This window comes from Aeromonas sp. 55A, assembly GCF_051919665.1.
GTDB classification, from domain to species: domain Bacteria; phylum Pseudomonadota; class Gammaproteobacteria; order Enterobacterales; family Aeromonadaceae; genus Aeromonas; species Aeromonas veronii.
Genome location: NZ_JBQBEH010000008.1, coordinates 1,160,001 through 1,181,590, shown reverse-complemented (window position 1 = coordinate 1,181,590; position 21,590 = coordinate 1,160,001). Strand labels below are relative to the sequence as shown.

18 protein-coding genes, 3 tRNA genes and 1 pseudogene are annotated in these 21,590 nt (G+C 54.9%); all 22 read left to right on the top strand.

Annotated features, from left to right (window positions below; genetic code table 11):
* Positions 1–101 precede the first annotated feature (101 nt).
* The 22 genes and pseudogenes from ACTG2G_RS09505 (at position 102) to gmhB (ending at position 21,509) form a co-directional block, all read left to right on the top strand.
* Positions 102–186 (top strand) — tRNA-Tyr (locus ACTG2G_RS09505).
* A 38-nt stretch (positions 187–224) separates the two neighbouring features.
* Positions 225–299: transfer RNA gene (locus tag ACTG2G_RS09500), tRNA-Gly, on the top strand.
* Positions 300–467: 168 nt separating this feature from the next.
* Positions 468–1,652, top strand: a complete 1,185-nt coding sequence (gene tuf / locus ACTG2G_RS09495) for an elongation factor Tu (RefSeq protein WP_005341825.1) — start codon at positions 468–470, stop codon at positions 1,650–1,652.
* A 53-nt stretch (positions 1,653–1,705) separates the two neighbouring features.
* A tRNA-Trp gene (locus tag ACTG2G_RS09490) sits at positions 1,706–1,782 on the top strand.
* Between the two features lie 60 nt (positions 1,783–1,842).
* A complete protein-coding gene (secE, locus tag ACTG2G_RS09485) occupies positions 1,843–2,214 on the top strand; it encodes a preprotein translocase subunit SecE (protein ID WP_005306322.1) in 372 nt (123 codons plus the stop codon).
* A 9-nt stretch (positions 2,215–2,223) separates the two neighbouring features.
* Positions 2,224–2,775, top strand: coding sequence for a transcription termination/antitermination protein NusG (gene nusG, locus ACTG2G_RS09480; protein ID WP_005306318.1), 552 nt, complete (start codon positions 2,224–2,226; stop codon positions 2,773–2,775).
* A 134-nt stretch (positions 2,776–2,909) separates the two neighbouring features.
* Positions 2,910–3,338 (top strand): 50S ribosomal protein L11, encoded by a 429-nt coding sequence (gene rplK / locus ACTG2G_RS09475; RefSeq protein WP_005339887.1) that lies wholly within the window; start codon positions 2,910–2,912, stop codon positions 3,336–3,338.
* Positions 3,339–3,342: 4 nt separating this feature from the next.
* Complete coding sequence (rplA, locus tag ACTG2G_RS09470; RefSeq protein WP_005339888.1) at positions 3,343–4,044, top strand: 50S ribosomal protein L1; 702 nt, start codon at positions 3,343–3,345, stop codon at positions 4,042–4,044.
* 256 nt (positions 4,045–4,300) lie between these two features.
* Positions 4,301–4,801 (top strand): 50S ribosomal protein L10, encoded by a 501-nt coding sequence (gene rplJ / locus ACTG2G_RS09465; RefSeq protein ID WP_005339895.1) that lies wholly within the window; start codon positions 4,301–4,303, stop codon positions 4,799–4,801.
* Positions 4,802–4,852: 51 nt separating this feature from the next.
* On the top strand, positions 4,853–5,218 hold the full coding sequence (gene rplL, locus ACTG2G_RS09460) for a 50S ribosomal protein L7/L12 (protein ID WP_005306304.1): 366 nt from the start codon (positions 4,853–4,855) through the stop codon (positions 5,216–5,218).
* Positions 5,219–5,442: 224 nt separating this feature from the next.
* Positions 5,443–9,471 carry a DNA-directed RNA polymerase subunit beta gene (rpoB, locus tag ACTG2G_RS09455; protein WP_005339897.1) on the top strand — a complete coding sequence of 1,343 codons (4,029 nt, stop codon included), beginning with the start codon at positions 5,443–5,445 and terminating at the stop codon, positions 9,469–9,471.
* Positions 9,472–9,562: 91 nt separating this feature from the next.
* Positions 9,563–13,865 (top strand): annotated as a pseudogene (rpoC, locus tag ACTG2G_RS09450) (DNA-directed RNA polymerase subunit beta').
* A 194-nt stretch (positions 13,866–14,059) separates the two neighbouring features.
* Complete coding sequence (locus tag ACTG2G_RS09445) at positions 14,060–14,776, top strand: helix-turn-helix transcriptional regulator (RefSeq protein WP_005339902.1); 717 nt, start codon at positions 14,060–14,062, stop codon at positions 14,774–14,776.
* Positions 14,777–14,800: 24 nt separating this feature from the next.
* The gene (locus ACTG2G_RS09440; protein ID WP_005339904.1) at positions 14,801–15,181 is read left to right on the top strand and encodes a RidA family protein; all 381 of its coding nucleotides are present in this window, start codon (positions 14,801–14,803) and stop codon (positions 15,179–15,181) included.
* Positions 15,182–15,265: 84 nt separating this feature from the next.
* Positions 15,266–15,658: a sulfurtransferase complex subunit TusD gene (tusD, locus tag ACTG2G_RS09435; protein WP_421386831.1), complete on the top strand. Its 393-nt coding sequence runs from the start codon at positions 15,266–15,268 to the stop codon at positions 15,656–15,658.
* Between the two features lie 8 nt (positions 15,659–15,666).
* Positions 15,667–16,026, top strand: a complete 360-nt coding sequence (gene tusC, locus ACTG2G_RS09430) for a sulfurtransferase complex subunit TusC (RefSeq protein WP_421386833.1) — start codon at positions 15,667–15,669, stop codon at positions 16,024–16,026.
* Positions 16,027–16,033: 7 nt separating this feature from the next.
* On the top strand, positions 16,034–16,312 hold the full coding sequence (tusB, locus tag ACTG2G_RS09425) for a sulfurtransferase complex subunit TusB (RefSeq protein WP_005339909.1): 279 nt from the start codon (positions 16,034–16,036) through the stop codon (positions 16,310–16,312).
* Positions 16,313–16,494: 182 nt separating this feature from the next.
* A complete protein-coding gene (rpsL, locus tag ACTG2G_RS09420; protein WP_005306278.1) occupies positions 16,495–16,869 on the top strand; it encodes a 30S ribosomal protein S12 in 375 nt (124 codons plus the stop codon).
* A gap of 93 nt (positions 16,870–16,962) precedes the next feature.
* The gene (rpsG, locus tag ACTG2G_RS09415; RefSeq protein WP_005339911.1) at positions 16,963–17,433 is read left to right on the top strand and encodes a 30S ribosomal protein S7; all 471 of its coding nucleotides are present in this window, start codon (positions 16,963–16,965) and stop codon (positions 17,431–17,433) included.
* A 75-nt stretch (positions 17,434–17,508) separates the two neighbouring features.
* Positions 17,509–19,614, top strand: coding sequence for an elongation factor G (gene fusA, locus ACTG2G_RS09410; protein WP_021229318.1), 2,106 nt, complete (start codon positions 17,509–17,511; stop codon positions 19,612–19,614).
* Positions 19,615–19,668: 54 nt separating this feature from the next.
* On the top strand, positions 19,669–20,853 hold the full coding sequence (tuf, locus tag ACTG2G_RS09405; RefSeq protein ID WP_005339879.1) for an elongation factor Tu: 1,185 nt from the start codon (positions 19,669–19,671) through the stop codon (positions 20,851–20,853).
* A gap of 113 nt (positions 20,854–20,966) precedes the next feature.
* The gene (gene gmhB / locus ACTG2G_RS09400; RefSeq protein ID WP_421386837.1) at positions 20,967–21,509 is read left to right on the top strand and encodes a D-glycero-beta-D-manno-heptose 1,7-bisphosphate 7-phosphatase; all 543 of its coding nucleotides are present in this window, start codon (positions 20,967–20,969) and stop codon (positions 21,507–21,509) included.
* The last annotated feature ends 81 nt before the right edge of the window (positions 21,510–21,590 follow it).

Here is a 21,590-nt window from a genome sequence, read left to right as displayed (position 1 = left end):
ATAAAATGCGCGACGCTTGACTGTCTGTCGTCTATTTGCCGTGCAAAAGCGATAAACACAACGGGTGCAAGCAGAATTACCGTTGTGACAATCTGGCGTCTGGAGGGGTTCCCGAGCGGCCAAAGGGATCAGACTGTAAATCTGACGGCTCTGCCTTCGAAGGTTCGAATCCTTCTCCCTCCACCATATTTCTCTGCGGTTTGAGTTCTTTGGGTTAGAGAAATGCGGGCATCGTATAATGGCTATTACCTCAGCCTTCCAAGCTGATGATGCGGGTTCGATTCCCGCTGCCCGCTCCAAGATGCTGATATGGCTCAGGCGTTAGCAGAGCCGCACCCTAGGGTGAGTTCGGCAAGCGAACCAGCCATCAGTACCTCTCTCTTTCCCACCAGATTCAAATCCATCATATAAACTGTTCTGTGGTTAGCTTGCCACCGCGTACTCAGCGTTAGTTTAGAGGGACGATCATGTCTAAAGAAAAATTTGAGCGTAATAAACCGCACGTTAACGTGGGTACCATCGGCCACGTTGACCACGGTAAAACCACCCTGACTGCAGCTATCACCAACGTGCTGGCCAAGCACTTCGGTGGTAAAGCTTTCGCCTTCGACCAGATCGACAAGGCACCGGAAGAGCGTGAGCGTGGTATCACCATCAACACCTCCCACGTAGAATACGACACCGCTACCCGTCACTACGCCCACGTAGATTGCCCGGGTCACGCCGACTACGTTAAAAACATGATCACCGGTGCTGCCCAGATGGACGGCGCGATCCTGGTAGTAGCAGCGACTGACGGCCCGATGCCGCAGACTCGTGAGCACATCCTGCTGGGTCGTCAGGTAGGCGTTCCGTACATCATCGTGTTCATGAACAAGTGTGACATGGTAGATGACGAAGAGCTGCTGGAACTGGTCGAGATGGAAGTTCGTGAACTGCTGTCCGAGTACGACTTCCCGGGTGATGACCTGCCGGTAGTTCGCGGTTCTGCACTGAAAGCGCTGGAAGGCGAAGCTCAGTGGGAAGAGAAGATCCTGGAACTGGCTGGCCACCTAGACAGCTACATTCCGGAGCCGGAGCGTGCGATTGACCAGCCGTTCCTGATGCCGATCGAAGACGTATTCTCTATCGCTGGCCGTGGTACTGTAGTTACCGGTCGTGTAGAGCGCGGTATCGTTAAAGTAGGTGAGACCGTAGAAATCGTTGGTATCAAAGATACCGTTTCTACCACCTGTACCGGTGTTGAAATGTTCCGCAAGCTGCTGGACGAAGGTCGTGCAGGCGAGAACATCGGCGCCCTGCTGCGTGGCGTGAAGCGTGAAGAAGTTGAGCGTGGTCAGGTACTGGCCAAGCCGGGCACCATCAAGCCGCACACCAAGTTTGAATCTGAAGTGTACGTGCTGTCCAAAGAAGAAGGTGGTCGTCATACCCCGTTCTTCAAAGGCTACCGTCCGCAGTTCTACTTCCGTACTACCGACGTGACCGGTACCATCGAACTGCCGGAAGGCGTAGAGATGGTAATGCCGGGCGACAACATCAAGATGGTTGTTACCCTGATTGCGCCGATCGCGATGGACGACGGCCTGCGTTTCGCTATCCGTGAAGGTGGCCGTACCGTAGGTGCTGGTGTTGTAGCTAAAGTTATCGCTTAATCTTTGGCTTACATAAATAAAGCAAAGCCCCTATAATAGGGGCTTTCTTGTGTAGGGGCGTAGTTCGAATTGGTAGAACAGCGGTCTCCAAAACCGATGGTTGCGGGTTCGAGTCCTGCCGCCCCTGCCATATACCTCGTCTCGTACGGGGCTTTTGTGTCTTTGGTTACGTCAGATACAGGTGGGTTGTATGAGTGTTAGTTCTGAGAGCCAGGGCGGAAGCAAGGATACCCTGCTTTGGGGCCTGGTTTTCATTATCCTGGCGGCCGCTGTAGTGGGTAATTACCTGCTCAACGATGTTGTCGCTGCCGTCCGCGCCTTGGGTGTGGTCGTTGTCATTGCTGCTGCTGGTGCAGTAGCCCTGCAAACCACCAAGGGAAAGGCAACACTGGCATTCGCCCGTGAGTCTCGCCTGGAAGTCCGCAAGGTCGTATGGCCGACCCGTCAGGAAGCCATTCAGACAACCCTGATTGTGCTGGCGGTGACCGCCGTGATGGGGCTGCTGCTGTTCGTTCTGGACGGTGCCTTGGTCTGGTTGGTCAACCTGATTACCGGTGTGTAAGGATAAGCCATGACTGAACAACGTGAACAACGTATGAGATGGTATGTCGTGCAGGCTTTTTCCGGCTATGAAGGCCGTGTAGCCAAGTCCCTGCGTGAACATATCAAGATGCATGGCATGGAAGACATGTTCGGTGAAGTACTGGTCCCGACCGAAGAAGTGGTCGAGATGCGTGCTGGCCAGAAGCGCAAGAGTGAGCGCAAGTTTTTCCCGGGTTATGTCCTGGTCCAGATGATCATGGATGAAACCACATGGCACCTGGTGCGTAACGTACCGCGCGTCATGGGCTTCATCGGCGGTACTTCCGACCGTCCGGCACCGATCTCCGACAAAGAGGCCGATGCCATCCTGAACCGTCTGCAGGATGCCCACGACAAGCCGCGTCCGAAAACCCTGTTTGAACCGGGTGAAATGGTGCGGGTTGCCGATGGTCCTTTTGCCGACTTCAACGGTACCGTTGAAGAGGTAGATTATGAGAAGAGCCGCGTGAAGGTCTCTGTACTGATCTTCGGTCGTTCTACTCCTGTTGAACTGGATTTTGGTCAGGTCGAAAAAGGCTGATTGAATTCTGTACGTTTAACGGTTGTCAGGGGCAGCGAATATCTCTATAATTCGCTGCCCCTTTATTAGTTGGGGAGCCGTTTGCAGGAGCAAGTCTCCGAGGCGCTAGAACCCATTTTTGAGGTATTTTCCTAATGGCTAAGAAAGTCACAGCTTATATCAAGCTGCAGGTTGCTGCTGGTGCAGCCAACCCGTCTCCTCCCGTTGGTCCTGCACTGGGTCAACACGGTGTTAACATCATGGAATTCTGTAAGGCGTTCAACGCTCGTACAGAGAAGCTGGAAAAAGGTTCACCGACTCCGGTCGTGATCACCGTTTACAGCGACCGTTCCTTCACCTTCGAAACCAAGACTCCGCCTGCTTCCTTCCTGCTGAAGAAAGCTGCTGGCATCAAGTCTGGTTCTTCCAAGCCGAACAAAGACAAGGTTGGTAAGGTGACCGTTGCCCAGCTGCAAGAAATCGCCAAGACCAAAGAGCCGGATATGACTGGTGCCGATCTGGATGCAAAAGTACGTTGCATCGCAGGCTCCGCTCGTTCCATGGGTCTGGTAGTGGAGGATTAAGACAATGGCTAAACTTTCCAAGCGTATGCGCGTTATTCGCGAAAAAGTTGACGGTACCAAAGAGTACTCCATCAACGAAGCCATTGCCCTGCTGAAAGAACTGGCTACCGCCAAGTTCGTTGAAAGCGTTGACGTTGCTGTCAACCTGGGTATCGACGCTCGTAAATCTGACCAGAACGTACGTGGTGCTACTGTACTGCCGCACGGTACCGGTCGTGATGTACGCGTTGCCGTATTTACTCAAGGTGCCAACGCCGAAGCAGCAAAAGCTGCCGGTGCTGACCTGGTAGGTATGGATGACCTGGCCGATCTGGTTAAGAAAGGCGAGATGAACTTCGACGTAGTTATCGCATCCCCGGATGCCATGCGCGTTGTTGGTCAACTGGGTCAAATCCTGGGCCCGCGCGGCCTGATGCCGAACCCGAAAGTTGGTACTGTAACTCCTAACGTTGCCGAAGCTGTCAAGAACGCCAAGGCCGGTCAGGTTCGTTACCGTAACGACAAGAATGGTATCATCCATACCACTCTGGGTAAGGTTTCTTTCAACGAAGTTCAGCTGAAAGAAAACTTGGAAGCTCTGCTGGTTGCCCTGAAAAAAGGCAAGCCCTCTTCCGCCAAAGGTCAATTCATCAAGAAAGTCAGCATCTCCACCACCATGGGTGCAGGTGTTGCCGTAGACCAAGCTTCTCTGGAAGCTCAGGCCTAATTGATGGGTTTTACAAGGCGCAAAATTTAATCTATAATTTTGCGCCTTGATTGGTTGGGGGTTTCGACCTCCGTCCAAGACCGCAGGAGGCTGCAAAGCCTTAATGTTTCCTGCGTAGACGGTGCCGGAAACCCAGCGAGAAAGATTCTTTCTCTTCTGGAATCCTGCTACCGCATCGTTCCCCTCTGTTGTAAAGGTAGGGGGGATGTGTCAGTACTGGGTCAATAGACCCGGATTCAATCCAGGAGTTAAGCCAATGGCATTGGGACTCGAAGACAAAAAGGCAATTGTTGCTGAAGTCAACGAAGCTGCCAAAGGCGCTCTTTCTGCAGTTGTTGCCGATTCTCGCGGTGTAACTGTAGACAAGATGACCGTCCTGCGTAAAACCGCTCGTGAAGCCGGTGTGTACATGCGCGTTGTGCGTAACACCCTGCTGCGTCGCGCGGTAGAAGGTACCGAATACGAGTGCCTGAACGACGCATTTACCGGTCCTACCTTGATTGCTTTCTCTAACGAACACCCGGGCGCTGCTGCTCGTCTGTTCAAAGAGTTTGCCAAAGCGAACCAAAAGTTCGAAATCAAGGCTGGCGCTTTTAACGGTGAGTTTATCGCCGCAGCACAAATTGATCGTCTGGCCACGCTGCCGACTTACGAAGAAGCAATTGCGAAGTTGATGGCGACTATGAAAGAAGCCTCTGCTGGCAAGCTGGTTCGTACTATCGCTGCTGTTCGCGACCAGAAACAAGCTGCTGCTTGATTCTCGCCTATTTAGGCTGTTTGAGTTTATTCAACATCAGGAATTTTTGTCATGTCTATCACTAAAGACCAAATCATCGAAGCCGTTGCTTCCATGTCCGTAATGGAAGTTGTTGAGCTGATCGAAGCTATGGAAGAGAAGTTCGGTGTTTCCGCCGCTGCTGCCGTAATGGCTGGCCCGGCTGCTGCTGAAGCAGTAGAAGAGAAGACCGAGTTCGACGTAGTTCTGACTGCTGCTGGCGCCAACAAAGTTGCCGTTATCAAAGCCGTTCGTGGCGCTACCGGTCTGGGCCTGAAAGAAGCCAAAGATCTGGTAGAAGCTGCTCCGGCTAACCTGAAGGAAGGCGTGTCCAAGGACGAAGCTGAAGCTCTGAAGAAAGAGCTGGAAGCTGCCGGTGCTTCTGTTGAGATCAAATAATCTGCATTTATGTAGATTAGCCTGATAAAACAGGCTAGGGCTGGTGAATTTTTGTTCACCAGCCTTTTTGCGCTGTAGACTGAGAGCATTTCACACCGTTTACGACTCTCGGTGCACCAGCAATCCGGACTGTCTTCTTTCGTCCGGGCCAACACAAAACGGTGTTGAGACAGAGCTGTCCCGCGGGACAGAGTGGGTCACTTATCAGCGAGCTGAGGAACCCTATGGTTTACTCTTATACCGAAAAAAAACGCATTCGTAAGGACTTCGGTAAGCGAGACCAGGTACTGGACACGCCTTATCTGTTGTCCATTCAGCTGGACTCCTTCAAGCAGTTCATCGAGGCTGACCCGGAAGGTGAATATGGCCTAGAGGCCGCTTTCCGTAGCGTTTTCCCGATCACCAGTTACTCCGGTAGTGCTGAGCTTCAGTATGTCAGCTATCGCCTGGGTGAGCCGGTATTTGACGTAAAAGAATGCCAGATCCGTGGAGTGACCTACTCCGCGCCGCTGCGTGTCAAGCTTCGTATGGTTCTGTACGACCGTGAAGCAGCTGCCGGCACCGTCAAAGACATCAAGGAACAAGAAGTATACATGGGCGAAATTCCGCTCATGACCGAGAACGGCACCTTTGTTATCAATGGTACCGAGCGGGTTATCGTCTCCCAGCTGCACCGCAGCCCGGGCGTCTTCTTCGACCACGATAAAGGCAAAACTCATTCATCCGGTAAGGTACTGTATAACGCTCGCGTTATCCCCTACCGTGGCTCCTGGCTGGACTTCGAGTTCGATGCGAAAGACAACCTGTTTGTCCGTATCGACCGTCGTCGCAAACTGCCAGCATCCATTATTCTGCGCGCCCTGGACTTCACTTCCGAACAAATCCTGGCCACCTTCTTCGAGACCATCGGTTTTGAAGTAAAAGATGGCAAGTTGATGATGGATCTGGTGCCGGAGCGTCTGCGTGGTGAAACTGCGACCTTTGACATCGTGGCCAATGGCGCCGTGGTGGTTGAGACCGGTCGTCGTGTGACTGCGCGTCACATCCGTCAGTTGGAAAAAGACGCCGTTACCCAGATTGAAGTACCGGTTGAGTATGTTGTTGGCAAAGTTGCTGCCAAGGACTACGCACATCCGCAAACTGGCGAGATGGTCGTGACCGCCAACCAGGCGCTGAGCCTGGAAGCGATTGCCAACCTGTCCCAAGCCGGCTTCAAGCATTTCGAGGTTCTGTTCACCAACGAACTGGATCACGGTGCCTACATGTCCGAGACCCTGCGTGTCGACTCCAGCTCCAACCGTTTGGAAGCGCTGGTCGAGATCTATCGCATGATGCGTCCGGGCGAGCCGCCTACTCGCGAAGCTGCAGAACAGCTGTTCGAAAACCTGTTCTTCTCCGCCGAGCGTTACGACCTGTCTACCGTAGGTCGGATGAAGTTCAACCGCCGTCTGGGTCGTGAAGACGAGACTGGTGCAGGTGTACTGACCAAAGACGACATCGTCGATGTGATGAAGCGCCTGATCGACATCCGTAACGGTAACGACGAAGTGGACGATATCGACCACCTGGGTAACCGTCGTATCCGCTCTGTCGGTGAAATGGCTGAAAACCAGTTCCGCGTCGGTCTGGTGCGTGTCGAGCGTGCGGTCAAGGAGCGTCTCTCCCTGGGCGACCTGGACACCCTGATGCCGCAGGATCTGATCAACGCCAAGCCGATCTCCGCCGCAGTCAAAGAGTTCTTTGGTTCCAGCCAGCTGTCCCAGTTTATGGACCAGAACAACCCGCTCTCCGAAGTGACCCACAAGCGTCGTATCTCCGCGCTGGGCCCGGGCGGTTTGACTCGTGAGCGTGCCGGCTTTGAAGTCCGAGACGTACACCCGACTCACTACGGTCGTCTGTGCCCTATCGAGACTCCTGAAGGTCCGAACATCGGTCTGATCAACTCTCTGTCCGTGTACTCTCGTACCAACGAGTACGGTTTCCTCGAGACCCCGTACCGCAAGGTCATTGACGGTGTGATCACCGACGAAGTGGACTACCTGTCTGCTATTGAAGAAGGCAAGTACGTGATCGCACAGGCTAACGCCGCGACCACCGAAGATGGCCGTCTGAAAGATGAATTGATCCCGTGCCGTCACAAAGGTGAATCCACCTTTATGAACGCCGACCAGATCCAGTATATGGACGTGAGCCCGCAGCAGATCGTATCTGTGGCAGCGGCTCTGATCCCGTTCCTGGAACACGATGACGCGAACCGCGCATTGATGGGTTCAAACATGCAACGTCAGGCTGTACCGACTCTGCGTGCTGACAAGCCGCTGGTAGGTACCGGTATGGAACGCGCTGTGGCCGTTGACTCCGGTGTAACCGTAGTGGCCAAGCGTGGCGGCGTAATCGACTATGTCGATGCCTCCCGTATCGTCCTGAAGGTCAATGAAGATGAGCTGATGCCAGGCGAAGCCGGTATCGACATCTACAACCTGACCAAATACACCCGTTCCAACCAGAACACCTGTATCAACCAGCGTCCTTGCGTGATGTTGGGTGAGCCGGTCATGGCTGGCGACGTACTGGCTGACGGCCCGTCCACCGATCTGGGTGAACTGGCGCTGGGTCAGAACATGCGCGTCGCGTTCATGCCGTGGAACGGTTACAACTTCGAAGACTCGATCCTGGTGAACGAGCGTGTTGTTCAGGAAGATCGCCTGACCACCATCCATATCCAGGAACTGGCCTGTATCTCCCGTGACACCAAGCTGGGTCCGGAAGAGATCACTGCTGACATCCCGAACGTGGGTGAAGCCGCTCTGTCCAAGCTGGACGAGTCCGGTATCGTCTACGTGGGTGCCGAAGTGAAGGGCGGCGACATTCTGGTCGGTAAGGTAACCCCGAAAGGTGAAACCCAGCTGACGCCGGAAGAGAAGCTGCTGCGCGCCATCTTCGGTGAGAAGGCGTCCGATGTGAAGGACTCCTCCCTGCGTGTGCCGAACGGTGTGTACGGTACCGTGGTTGACGTGCAAGTCTTTACCCGCGATGGCGTGGAAAAAGACAAGCGCGCCAAAGAAATCGAAGAGATGCAGCTGAAGGAAGCGAAGAAGGACTTGACCGAAGAGTTCAAGATCCTGGAAGACGGCATTTTCGGCCGCTCCCGCAACCTGCTGCTGGCCGCCGGTTACAGCGAAGATCGTCTGAACAAGCTCGATCGCTCCAAGTGGTTTGAACTGGCCATCGAAGACGAAGGCAAGCAGACCGAACTGGAACAGATTGCTGAACAGCACGTTGAGCTGAAAGCCGAGTTCGACAAGAAATTCGAGAACAAGCGTCGCAAGATTATCCAGGGTGATGATCTGGCACCGGGCGTACTGAAAATCGTCAAGGTTTATCTGGCAGTCAAGCGTCGCATCCAGCCGGGTGACAAGATGGCGGGCCGTCACGGTAACAAGGGTGTTATCTCCAAGATCTGTCCGGTCGAGGATATGCCTCATGACGAGTTCGGCCGTCCGGTCGACATCGTACTGAACCCGTTGGGCGTACCATCCCGTATGAACATCGGTCAGATCCTCGAAGTGCACCTGGGCCTTGCGGCCAAGGGTATCGGCGAGAAGATCGATCGCATGGTCAAAGAGCAGCGTGAGCTGCACGAGATGCGCAACTTCCTGCAACAGGTCTATGACCTGGGCGAGAAGGACACCCAGCAAGTGAACATCGCCGAACTGTCTGATGACGACGTACGTACCCTGGTGGGTAACCTGCGTAAGGGTCTGCCGGTTGCTACTCCAGTGTTTGATGGTGCCAAAGAGCGCGAAATCAAAGCCCTGCTGAAGCTGGCCGATCTGCCGGAATCCGGTCAGATTGATCTGTTCGATGGCCGTACCGGTAACCGCTTCGAGCGTAAAGTAACCGTTGGTTACATGTACATGCTCAAGCTGAACCACTTGGTCGACGACAAGATGCACGCGCGTTCTACCGGTTCTTACAGCCTGGTTACCCAGCAGCCGCTGGGTGGTAAGGCTCAGTTCGGTGGTCAGCGTTTCGGTGAGATGGAAGTGTGGGCCCTGGAGGCTTACGGTGCGGCATATACCCTGCAGGAAATGCTGACCGTCAAGTCTGACGATGTGAATGGCCGTACCAAGATGTATAAGAACATCGTGGATGGCGACCACCGTATGGAGCCGGGCATGCCCGAATCCTTCAACGTATTGCTGAAGGAAATCCGCTCTCTGGGTATCAACATCGAGCTGGACGAAGAGTAAGAGCTCGCTCTTATTGTTCGAGAATTGACGTGGGCGCCCCGCTGTTTTGGCAGCCGGGGCGCCGAGGTTAGACTCCTGACAGGGGAAACACGTGAAAGACTTACTCAAGTTTTTGAAGGCTCAGACCAAGACCGAAGAGTTTGACAGTATCAAGATCGGTCTGGCCTCTCCTGACATGATCCGCTCCTGGTCATTCGGTGAGGTCAAAAAGCCTGAGACCATCAACTACCGGACTTTCAAGCCGGAGCGTGATGGTCTGTTCTGCGCCCGCATCTTCGGACCGGTGAAGGACTACGAGTGTCTGTGCGGCAAGTACAAGCGCCTGAAACACCGTGGCGTGATCTGTGAGAAGTGCGGCGTTGAAGTGACCCAGACCAAGGTCCGTCGTGAGCGTATGGGCCACATCGAGCTGGCCAGCCCGACTGCCCACATCTGGTTCCTGAAGTCCCTGCCGTCCCGTATCGGTCTGCTGCTGGACATGACCCTGCGCGACATCGAGCGCGTGCTCTACTTCGAATCTTTCGTCGTAATCGAGCCGGGTATGACCAACCTCGAACGCAGCCAGATGCTCTCTGAAGAGCAGTACCTGGATGCGCTGGAAGAGTGGGGCGACGAATTTGACGCCAAGATGGGTGCCGAAGCAATCCTGGCATTGCTGCGCGCTATCGATCTGGAAGGTGAAGTCAAAACCATGCGTGAGGAGCTGGATCAAACCAACTCCGAGACCAAGCGCAAGAAGACCACCAAGCGTCTGAAGCTGATGGAAGCTTTCCTGCAGTCCGGCAACAAGCCGGAGTGGATGATCATGACAGTGCTGCCTGTGCTGCCGCCGGACCTGCGTCCGCTGGTACCGCTGGACGGCGGCCGTTTCGCGACTTCCGATCTGAACGATCTGTACCGTCGCGTGATCAACCGTAACAACCGCTTGAAGCGTCTGCTGGATCTGGCTGCTCCGGACATCATCGTGCGCAACGAAAAGCGTATGTTGCAAGAGTCCGTCGATGCGCTGCTGGATAACGGCCGTCGCGGTCGCGCCATCACCGGTTCCAACAAGCGCCCGCTGAAATCCCTGGCCGACATGATCAAGGGTAAGCAGGGTCGTTTCCGTCAGAACCTGCTCGGTAAGCGTGTCGACTACTCCGGTCGTTCCGTTATCACCGTAGGCCCGACTCTGCGTCTGCATCAGTGCGGTCTGCCGAAGAAGATGGCGCTGGAACTGTTCAAGCCGTTCATCTATGGCAAGCTGGAAACCCGCGGTCTGGCGACCACTATCAAGGCCGCCAAGAAGATGGTGGAGCGCGAGGAAGCTGTCGTTTGGGATATCCTGGACGAAGTGATCCGCGAACACCCGGTTCTGCTGAACCGTGCACCGACTCTGCACCGTCTGGGTATCCAGGCATTCGAACCGACTCTGGTCGAAGGCAAGGCAATCCAGCTGCATCCGCTGGTTTGTGCTGCGTATAACGCGGACTTCGATGGTGACCAGATGGCGGTCCACGTACCGCTCACCCTGGAAGCCCAGCTGGAAGCGCGTGCGCTGATGATGTCTACCAACAACATCCTGTCGCCTGCCTCCGGTGAGCCGATCATCGTTCCTTCTCAGGACGTGGTCTTGGGTCTGTACTACATGACCCGTGCCCGTATCAACGCCAAAGGCGAAGGTATGGTGCTGGCCGGCCCGAAAGAAGCCGAGAAAGTATATCGCGCCGGTCTGGCCGATCTGCATGCTCGTGTGAAAGTACGCATTACCGAATACCTGCGTCAGGAAGACGGTTCTCTGCGTGAACACACCGAGATGAAGAACACCACCGTTGGTCGTGCGATCCTGAGCCTGATCCTGCCGAAAGGTATGGAATACGCCCTGATCGACGAGCCGAAGGTGCTGACTGCTGCAGAACAGGCTGATCTGGATGCCAATCCGCAGAACTGGATCAAGTGCGTATCCAACAAGGCGCTGGGCAAAAAGCTCATCTCCCGTCTGCTGAACACCTGCTATCGCAAGCAGGGCCTGAAGGACACCGTTATCTTCGCTGACCAGCTGATGTATACCGGTTTCCACTACGCGGCCCTGTCCGGTGCTTCCGTTGGTATCGATGACATGGTCATCCCGGATGCCAAGAAAGACATCATCGCGGCAGCCGAAGCCGAAGTTGCCGAGATCCAGGACCAGTTCCTGTCAGGTCTGGTAACTGCGGGCGAGCGTTACAACAAGGTTATCGATATCTGGGCCAGCGCCAACGAGCGCGTCTCCAAGGCCATGATGGAGAACTTGTCCAAAGAGCGTAACGTCAACTCGCTGGGTGAAGAAGAAGAGCAGGCCTCGTTCAACAGCATCTTTATGATGGCCGACTCTGGTGCGCGTGGTTCCGCCGCCCAGATCCGTCAGCTGGCCGGTATGCGTGGCCTGATGGCCAAGCCGGATGGCTCCATCATCGAGACCCCGATCATCGCGAACTTCCGCGAAGGTCTGAACGTACTGCAGTACTTTATCTCTACCCACGGTGCTCGTAAGGGTCTGGCGGATACCGCACTGAAGACTGCGAACTCCGGTTACCTGACTCGTCGTCTGGTAGACGTGGCGCAGGACATGGTGATCACCGAGGACGATTGCGGCACTACCGACGGTCTGTGGATGACTCCGCTGATCGAGGGTGGCGACGTGGTCGAGCCGCTGCGTGAGCGCGTGCTGGGTCGTGTGGTGGCAGAAGATGTCATCAAGCCGGGTACCGAGGACGAGATCCTGGTTGCTCGCAACACCCTGCTCGACGAGCAGCTGTGTGACCTGCTGGAGCGTAACTCCGTTGACCGTGTGAAGGTACGTTCTGCCATCACCTGTGAAACCGACTTCGGTAACTGTGCTCACTGCTACGGCCGTGATCTGGCCCGTGGTCACCTGGTTAACAAGGGTGAGGCTGTAGGTGTTATCGCCGCCCAGTCCATCGGTGAACCGGGTACCCAGCTGACGATGCGTACTTTCCACATCGGTGGTGCTGCATCTCGTGCTGCTGCTGAAAGCAGCATCCAGGTCAAGAACACCGGTACCATCAAGCTGCAGAACGCCAAGTTCGTTCACAACAGCGATGACAAACTGGTTATCACATCACGTTCTACCGAACTGACCATCATGGACGACATGGGCCGTACCAAAGAAAGCCACAAGCTGCCTTACGGTTCCGTGCTGGAAGTGAAGGACGGCCAGGCCGTGAGCGCTGGCGAGACCGTTGCCAATTGGGATCCGCACACCCACCCGATCATCACCGAAGTGGCAGGTCGCCTGCAGTTCGAACACATGATCGATGGCGTGACCATCACTCGTCAGACCGACGAACTGACCGGTCTCTCTTCTATCGTTGTTCTGGACGTCAACGAGCGTCCGAGCGCCGGTAAAGAGATGCGTCCGACCGTGAAACTGGTCGACCTGAACGGCAAAGACGTGATGATCCCGGGTACCGATGTAGCCGCCCAGTACTTCCTGCCGGGCAAGGCGATCGTGAACCTGGAAGATGGTGCCAACGTGGGCGTGGGTGACGCGGTAGCGCGTATCCCGCAAGAGTCCGGCGGTACCAAGGACATCACCGGTGGTCTGCCGCGCGTTGCGGATCTGTTCGAAGCACGTCAACCGAAGGAACCGGCAATTCTCCGAGATCTCCGGTACCATCTCCTTCGGGAAAGAGACCAAGGGCAAACGCCGTCTGGTCATCACCCCGACCGATGGTGGCAACGTCTACGAAGAGATGATTCCGAAGTGGCGTAACCTGAACGTGTTCGAAGGTGAAAAAGTTGAGAAGGGTGAAGTGCTGGCGGACGGTCCTGAGTCTGCTCACGACATCCTGCGTCTGCGCGGTATCAGCCCGGTCGCCAACTACATCGCCAACGAAGTGCAGGACGTTTACCGTCTGCAAGGCGTTAAGATCAACGACAAGCACATCGAAGTCATCGTTCGTCAGATGCTGCGCAAGTGCGAGATCCTGAGCGCTGGCGATACCGATCTGATCGAAGGCGAACAGGTTGAAGTGGCTCGTGTGAAGATTGCCAACCGTAAGCTGGTTGCCGAGGGCAAGACCCCTGCGACCTACCGTCATGTTCTGATGGGTATTACCAAGGCATCTCTGAGCACCGAGTCCTTCATCTCCGCGGCTTCCTTCCAGGAAACCACTCGCGTTCTGACCGAAGCCGCCGTAGGTGGCAAGCGTGATGAACTGCGTGGTCTGAAAGAGAACGTCATCGTGGGTCGTCTGATCCCGGCTGGTACCGGCTTTGCCTACCACCACAGCCGGATCAACCAGCGTGCTGCCGCAGCTCGTGCTGTTGGTACCCCGCAGGTGACCGCTGATGAAGCGGAGCAGAACCTGGCGGATCTGCTGAACGCAGCCGGTAGCTTCGACGAAGAGTAACTCGTCATCCGTGATTAAAAAGGGCTCCTTCAAGGAGCCCTTTTTGTTGGCCAATTCCTCGGCAAAGGTAGACGCAGCGCGGGTTTCAGGATGATCCAGAGCAAAGTTGTAGAGTAAAAAATCAAAAAAAGTTGACTTTACTTCCCTGCAATTTAAAACTCGGGAAAGTTGAATGGTTATTACAGGGGTAGAACATGACTGTCGGTATCGAGGAAGCCATGCTTCCCGAAGAACAGCTGATCAGCCGCACTTTTACAGATGAAGACAGGGAATTGTTGCGCTCATACGATGGGCTCATCGATGGCTTGGCCGAGCTGTTCGGCAAGCATTGTGAAGTGGTTCTCCACTCCCTGGAAAATCTGCACGAGTCGGTGATCAAGATCGCCAACGGCTTCAATACCGGACGCACCCTCGGGGCGCCCATCACCGATCTCGCCCTGCGCATGCTCAAGGATATCGAGAGCACCGGCCAGGATTACACCCAGAGCTATTTCGCTCGCAGCCGTACCGGCGCGCTGATGAAGTCGAGCACCATCGCCATTCGCAACAGCGAGCGGCAAGTTGTGGGGCTTATCTGCATCAACCTGCACATCAATGCGCCTTTCCACGAGTTCGTGGCCGAATTTTTCCCAACGCCCCAGCAGGCGGCGCGTCAGTCACCAGAGACCTTCGCCAACAGTGTCGAAGAGCTGGTTGCCCAGACGGTGGATAACACCATCGACGAGATCAATCGCGATCCCACCGTGGCCAACAATGCCAAGAACCGCTTCATCGTGACCCAGCTGTTCGAGAAGGGCATTTTCGACATCAAGGATTCGATCAATCTGGTGGCGGACAAACTCAATATTTCAAAACATACTGTTTATCTTTACATCCGACAGCGCAAGCAGGGTGAAGACGAGAACGAGTAACTCATTCCAGAAGGGGATAGATGAATGGCTAAAGAAGTGATTGCAACCGACAAGGCGCCTGCCGCGATTGGTCCGTATGTTCAGGCTACCAAGGTTGGCGAGATGATCTTCACCTCCGGGCAGATCCCGCTCGATCCTGCCACCATGGAAATCGTGGCTGGCGGCATTGAAGAGCAGGCCGAGCGGGTGATGAAGAATCTGGTTGCCGTGTTGCACGCTGCGGGTGCCGATGCCAGCAAAGTGGTCAAAACCACCTGCTTCCTGAGTGACATGAACAACTTCGTTGCCTTCAACCAGGTCTATGCCCGCTACTTTGGCGATGCTGCGCCAGCCCGCTCCTGCGTGGAGGTGGCCCGTCTGCCGAAAGATGTGCTGGTCGAGGTCGAGGCGATTGCCCATCTCTGATCAACAGATCGAATCAAGCCCCTCCTGGCAGGGGCTTTTTTGTTTTTGGCGTAAAATGGACCGGGTCAGCACAGGAGTCCTGCTATGAGTCTGAGTTTTGCCATCCTGGTCACGGGGCCTGCCTATGGCACCCAATCGGCCAGCACCGCCTATCGTTTTGCCCGCACCCTGTTGGCACAGGGGCAGACCTTGTCCCACCTGTTCTTCTATCAGGACGGGGTCTGCAACGGCAACGGTTTGCATCTGCCTGCATCCGATGAGACCGACCTGGTGCGTCTGTGGCGAGAGCTGGCAGAAGAGCAGGGGATCCGTATCGACGTCTGCGTCGCTGCCGCCATGCGACGCGGTGTGCTCGATGAACAGGAAGCCAAGGGGGCAGGGCAGGTACACTTCAATCTGCAACCGCCATTTTGTCTGAGCGGTCTGGGCCAGTTGGCCGAGGCGGCGCTCACCGCCGATCGGCTGGTTCAGTTCTAGGGGGAGTCATGAGCAAGAAAATCGCCTTTATCTGCAGTCGTGGCCCCCATGGCCATGCCGCCGGCCGGGAAGGACTGGATGCCTTGTTGGCCACCTCTGCCATGACCGATGAGCTGGCCCTCTTCCTGATTGGGGACGGCGTGCTGCAACTGCTCAAGGATCAGCAACCAGCTGCCATTTTGCAGCGCCACTACGCGCCCACCTTCAAAATGCTGGAACTCTACGACATTGAAGAGGTCTATGTTTGTGCTGACTCGCTGGCAGAGCGTGGCGTGACAGTGGATGATCTGCTGATCCCCGTTGAGAGTCTGCCGCGCCAGGAACTGGCTCAGCGCTGGGCACAGTGTTCGACTCACATCAGCTTTTGAGGTCTCCATGTTGCATCTGATATTGAACTCCCCCTTTCAGAGTCAGGCTCTGGCAGAGGCGCTCTCATACCTTCAGCCCGAGGATGAGCTGGTACTGATGCAGGATGCCGTGATTGCGGCATCGGCTCCCCAGTGGAGCGCGCGGCTGGCGGGTATCCCGCTTTATGTGATGCAGGAAGATCTGCAAGCTCGCGGTTTGCAGCATCGGGTGGGCAATGTGCTCGATATGGCGGGTCTGGTGGCACTGATTGCGCAAAAAGGTTCCCCGCGCACCTGGGGTGGCTGAGAAGCATATTTTCAAGAAAATTCAAGGTGATGTCGTGAAAGCAAACGGATCCGAATTGCCCTTTTGTGACGCAAATTGTATAAATCTTGACTCCCCAGACAACAGGGCATAAAATTTCGCGTCCCCGTATCTGCGGGGAGGATTTTCCACACGTTTATGAAGTCATTATCAGGAGCCTTTTGATGGCAACTATTAACCAGTTGGTTCGCAAGCCACGCATCAAGCTCGTTGTGAAAAGCAACGTGCCGGCGCTGGAAGCGTGCCCTCAGAAGCGTGGCGTATGCACTCGTGTATATACCACCACCCCGAAGAAGCCTAACTCTGCACTGCGTAAAGTGTGCCGTGTACGTCTGACCAACGGCTTCGAAGTCACCTCCTACATCGGCGGTGAAGGTCACAACCTGCAAGAGCACTCTGTTGTTCTGATCCGTGGCGGTCGTGTAAAAGACTTGCCAGGTGTTCGTTATCACACCGTTCGTGGTGCGTTGGACTGTGCCGGTGTTAAAGACCGTAAGCAGGCTCGCTCCAAGTATGGCGTGAAGCGTCCTAAAGCTTAATGGTTCTCCGTTAAGTAAGGCCAAACGTTAATTCGTTTCTAGTTAGATAGCTTTCTAGTTTTGGGTAATCCCTGAAGTTACGGAGAATTTGAAATGCCAAGACGTCGTGTTGTTGGTCAGCGTAAAATCCTGCCAGATCCCAAGTTCGGATCAGAGCTGCTGGCTAAATTTGTCAACGTAGTAATGGTTGACGGTAAGAAATCTGTTGCAGAAGCCATTGTTTATGGCGCCCTGGACATCATTGCCACCAAATCTGGCAAAGAGCACCTGGCCGTATTCGAAGAAGCTCTGGATAACATTCGTCCGGCGGTCGAGGTTAAATCTCGTCGCGTCGGTGGTGCAACCTATCAGGTGCCGGTAGAAGTTCGTCCGGTACGTCGCAATGCCCTGGCAATGCGCTGGTTGGTTGATGCCGCTCGTAAACGTGGTGAAAAATCAATGGCTCAGCGTCTGGCTGGCGAGCTGCTGGATGCCGCTGACAATAAGGGTTCGTCTGTCAAGAAACGTGAAGACGTTCACCGTATGGCTGAAGCGAACAAAGCCTTCGCTCACTTCCGCTGGTAATCCGCTTGCGCAGGGTCTTTTGACTCTGCGCACCTTTAATTATCTAGGGACAAGCGCCTTAGTAAGAGGATGACAATGGCTCGTACAACCCCCATTGAGCGTTATCGTAACATCGGTATCTCCGCTCACATTGACGCCGGTAAGACTACTACTACCGAGCGCGTACTGTTTTACACCGGTGTAAGTCACAAGATCGGTGAAGTTCACGATGGCGCTGCCACCATGGACTGGATGGAACAGGAACAAGAGCGTGGTATCACCATCACCTCCGCCGCGACCACCGCTTTCTGGTCCGGTATGGGTAAACAGTTCCAACCGCACCGTATCAACATCATCGATACCCCGGGCCACGTTGACTTTACTATCGAAGTAGAGCGTTCAATGCGTGTTCTGGACGGTGCCGTGATGGTGTACTGTGCCGTAGGTGGCGTACAGCCACAGTCTGAAACCGTATGGCGTCAGGCTAACAAGTACAAGGTTCCCCGTATCGCGTTCGTCAACAAGATGGACCGTACCGGCGCCAACTTCCTGCGCTGTGTTGAGCACATCAAGACCCGTCTGAAAGGTACTCCGGTTCCCCTTCAGCTGAACATCGGCTCTGAAGAGAACTTCAAGGGCGTTGTTGACCTGGTCAAGATGAAAGCCATCAACTGGAATGAAGCTGATCAGGGCGTATCCTTCGATTACGAAGACGTCCCAGCCGAGTTGCTGGAACAGGCGCAAGAAATGCGCATGAATCTGGTTGAAGCCGCTGCTGAAGCGTCTGAAGACCTGATGGAAAAATACCTGGGCGGCGAAGAGCTGACCGAGGAAGAGATCAAGGGTGCTCTGCGTCAGCGCGTGCTGAACAACGAAATCATCCTGGTAACCTGTGGCTCCGCGTTCAAGAACAAGGGCGTACAGGCAATGCTGGATGCCGTGATCGAGTACCTGCCGGCTCCGACCGACGTTGCTGCTATCGACGGCCTGAAAATGGACGGCGAGACCAAGGACGAGCGTCACGCTTCTGATGACGAGCCGTTCTCTGCTCTGGCGTTCAAGATCGCTACCGACCCGTTCGTTGGTAACCTGACCTTCTTCCGTGTCTACTCTGGCGTGATCAACTCCGGTGACACCGTGCTGAACTCCGTCAAGGACAAGCGCGAGCGTTTTGGCCGTATCGTTCAGATGCATGCCAACAAGCGTGAAGAGATCAAAGAAGTACGCGCTGGTGACATCGCTGCTGCTATCGGTCTGAAAGACGTGACCACTGGTGACACCCTGTGTGACCCGAACGCACCGATCATCCTCGAGCGTATGGAATTCCCGGAGCCGGTAATTTCTATCGCGGTTGAGCCGAAAACCAAGGCTGACCAGGAGAAGATGGGTCTGGCTCTGGGCCGTCTGGCTCAGGAAGATCCGTCCTTCCGCGTATGGACTGACGAAGAGTCAGGTCAAACCATCATCGCTGGTATGGGTGAGCTGCACCTGGACATCATCGTTGACCGTATGCGTCGCGAGTTCAAGGTTGAAGCCAACGTAGGTAAGCCGCAGGTTGCCTACCGTGAAACCATCCGTACCACCGTTAAAGACATCGAAGGCAAGCATGCCAAGCAGTCTGGTGGTCGCGGTCAGTACGGTCATGTTGTTATCGACATGTACCCGCTGGAAGAAGGCAAAGCCTACGAATTCGTCAACGACATCAAAGGTGGTGTCATTCCTGGTGAATTCATCCCGGGTGTTGATAAAGGTATCCGTGAGCAGCTCAAATCTGGTCCGCTGGCTGGTTACCCGGTTATGGATCTGGGTGTGCGTCTGCACTTCGGTTCTTACCACGATGTCGACTCTTCCGAACTGGCGTTCAAGATCGCTGCTTCCATGGCCTTTAAGGCTGGCTTCATGAAAGCCAACCCGGTTCTGCTCGAACCGATCATGAAAGTAGAAGTTGAAACTCCGGAAGATTACATGGGCGACGTTATCGGTGACCTGAACCGTCGTCGTGGCCTGATCGAAGGTATGGAAGATGGCCCGTCCGGCAAGATCGTACGTGCTCTGGTGCCGCTGGCCGAAATGTTCGGTTATGCAACTGCACTGCGTTCCGCTACCCAGGGTCGTGCTTCCTACGCCATGGAATTCGCCAAGTATCACGATGCACCGACCAACGTTGCACAAGCCGTGATCGAAGAGCGCAAATCCAAGTAATTTAAGATTCCCCGCCTACGACGGTAGGCGGGTTTAACCTAGAAGGACTACGTCGTGTCTAAAGAAAAATTTGAGCGTAATAAACCGCACGTAAACGTCGGCACCATCGGCCACGTTGACCACGGTAAAACCACCCTGACTGCAGCTATCACCAACGTGCTGGCCAAGCACTTCGGTGGTAAAGCTTTCGCCTTCGACCAGATCGACAAGGCACCGGAAGAGCGTGAGCGTGGTATCACCATCAACACCTCCCACGTAGAATACGACACCGCTACCCGTCACTACGCCCACGTAGATTGCCCGGGTCACGCCGACTACGTTAAAAACATGATCACCGGTGCTGCCCAGATGGACGGCGCGATCCTGGTAGTAGCAGCGACTGACGGCCCGATGCCGCAGACTCGTGAGCACATCCTGCTGGGTCGTCAGGTTGGTATCCCGTACATGATCGTGTTCATGAACAAGTGTGACATGGTTGATGACGAAGAGCTGCTCGAACTGGTTGAAATGGAAGTTCGTGAACTGCTGACCGAGTACGACTTCCCGGGTGATGACCTGCCGGTAGTTCGTGGTTCCGCACTGAAAGCGCTGGAAGGCGACGCTCAGTGGGAAGAGAAGATCATCGAGCTGGCTGGCCACCTGGATACCTACATCCCGGAGCCGGAGCGCGCGATTGACCAGCCGTTCCTGATGCCTATCGAAGACGTATTCTCTATCGCTGGCCGTGGTACCGTAGTTACCGGTCGTGTAGAGCGCGGTATCGTTAAAGTAGGTGAGACTGTAGAAATCGTTGGTATCAAAGATACCGTTTCTACCACCTGTACCGGTGTTGAAATGTTCCGTAAGCTGCTGGACGAAGGTCGTGCAGGCGAGAACATCGGCGCGCTGCTGCGTGGTGTTAAGCGTGAAGACGTAGAGCGTGGTCAGGTACTGGCCAAGCCGGGTTCTATCAAGCCGCACACCAAGTTCGAATCTGAAGTGTACGTACTGTCCAAAGAAGAAGGTGGTCGTCATACCCCGTTCTTCAAAGGCTACCGTCCGCAGTTCTACTTCCGTACTACCGACGTGACCGGTACCATCGAACTGCCGGAAGGCGTAGAGATGGTAATGCCGGGCGACAACATCAAAATGGTTGTTACCCTGATTGCTCCGATCGCGATGGACGACGGCCTGCGTTTCGCTATCCGTGAAGGTGGCCGTACCGTAGGTGCTGGTGTTGTAGCTAGCGTAATCGCCTAATCGATTCGTTATATACAAACATGAAAAGGGGTGGCTTCGGCCACCCCTTTTATTTTTGGGGCTATTTATGGCCTGTGAGATACTGGGCAAAACCATTGATAGAGGTAGTTTCCGTGAGCAACCCCGCCATTTTTCTGGATCGTGACGGTGTCATCAATGAAGACACTGGCTATGTCAGCCAGGTCGATGATTTCCATTTTCTGCCCAGAGTCATAGACGCCCTGCAGCTCCTCAAAAAGAAAGGCTATCTGCTGGTCGTCGTCACCAACCAGTCCGGAATCGCCCGCGGCTACTTCAGTGAAGATGACTTCATGAATCTGACTGAATGGATGGATTGGTCACTGGCTGATCGGGATGTGGATCTCGATGGCATCTACTTCTGCCCCCATCATCCGGATCACGGCGCCCCCTGTGATTGCCGCAAACCGGAACCAGGCATGCTGCTGTTGGCGCAACAGGAACTGGGGATCGACATGAGTCGTTCCTATATGGTGGGTGACAAGCCTTCCGATCTAAAAGCTGCCGTCAATGCCGGGGTCGGTCACAAGATCATGGTCAGAACCGGTAAACCGGTGACCGAAACGGGTAGTGCGCTGGCCGATGCTCTCTATGACAATCTGCACGATTTTGCTGTTGCGGTGCCTGCAGTGAGCTGATTTCGCCGGTTTAATATGCCAATTGGTGGCTTTGTGAGCGAACAAACAGCGGAAGCCATCTTTTTGCAATTATCTGCTTGC

Excerpts from the sequence above, each read along its gene's own strand:
- tuf (WP_005341825.1), top strand. The coding sequence starts at position 468 with ATGTCTAAAGAAAAATTTGAGCGTAATAAACCGCACGTTAACGTGGGT.
- secE (WP_005306322.1), top strand. The coding sequence starts at position 1,843 with ATGAGTGTTAGTTCTGAGAGCCAGGGCGGAAGCAAGGATACCCTGCTT.
- nusG (WP_005306318.1), top strand. The coding sequence starts at position 2,224 with ATGACTGAACAACGTGAACAACGTATGAGATGGTATGTCGTGCAGGCT.
- rplK (WP_005339887.1), top strand. The coding sequence starts at position 2,910 with ATGGCTAAGAAAGTCACAGCTTATATCAAGCTGCAGGTTGCTGCTGGT.
- rplA (WP_005339888.1), top strand. The coding sequence starts at position 3,343 with ATGGCTAAACTTTCCAAGCGTATGCGCGTTATTCGCGAAAAAGTTGAC.
- rplJ (WP_005339895.1), top strand. The coding sequence starts at position 4,301 with ATGGCATTGGGACTCGAAGACAAAAAGGCAATTGTTGCTGAAGTCAAC.
- rplL (WP_005306304.1), top strand. The coding sequence starts at position 4,853 with ATGTCTATCACTAAAGACCAAATCATCGAAGCCGTTGCTTCCATGTCC.
- rpoB (WP_005339897.1), top strand. The coding sequence starts at position 5,443 with ATGGTTTACTCTTATACCGAAAAAAAACGCATTCGTAAGGACTTCGGT.
- ACTG2G_RS09445 (WP_005339902.1), top strand. The coding sequence starts at position 14,060 with ATGACTGTCGGTATCGAGGAAGCCATGCTTCCCGAAGAACAGCTGATC.
- ACTG2G_RS09440 (WP_005339904.1), top strand. The coding sequence starts at position 14,801 with ATGGCTAAAGAAGTGATTGCAACCGACAAGGCGCCTGCCGCGATTGGT.
- tusD (WP_421386831.1), top strand. The coding sequence starts at position 15,266 with ATGAGTCTGAGTTTTGCCATCCTGGTCACGGGGCCTGCCTATGGCACC.
- tusC (WP_421386833.1), top strand. The coding sequence starts at position 15,667 with ATGAGCAAGAAAATCGCCTTTATCTGCAGTCGTGGCCCCCATGGCCAT.
- tusB (WP_005339909.1), top strand. The coding sequence starts at position 16,034 with ATGTTGCATCTGATATTGAACTCCCCCTTTCAGAGTCAGGCTCTGGCA.
- rpsL (WP_005306278.1), top strand. The coding sequence starts at position 16,495 with ATGGCAACTATTAACCAGTTGGTTCGCAAGCCACGCATCAAGCTCGTT.
- rpsG (WP_005339911.1), top strand. The coding sequence starts at position 16,963 with ATGCCAAGACGTCGTGTTGTTGGTCAGCGTAAAATCCTGCCAGATCCC.
- fusA (WP_021229318.1), top strand. The coding sequence starts at position 17,509 with ATGGCTCGTACAACCCCCATTGAGCGTTATCGTAACATCGGTATCTCC.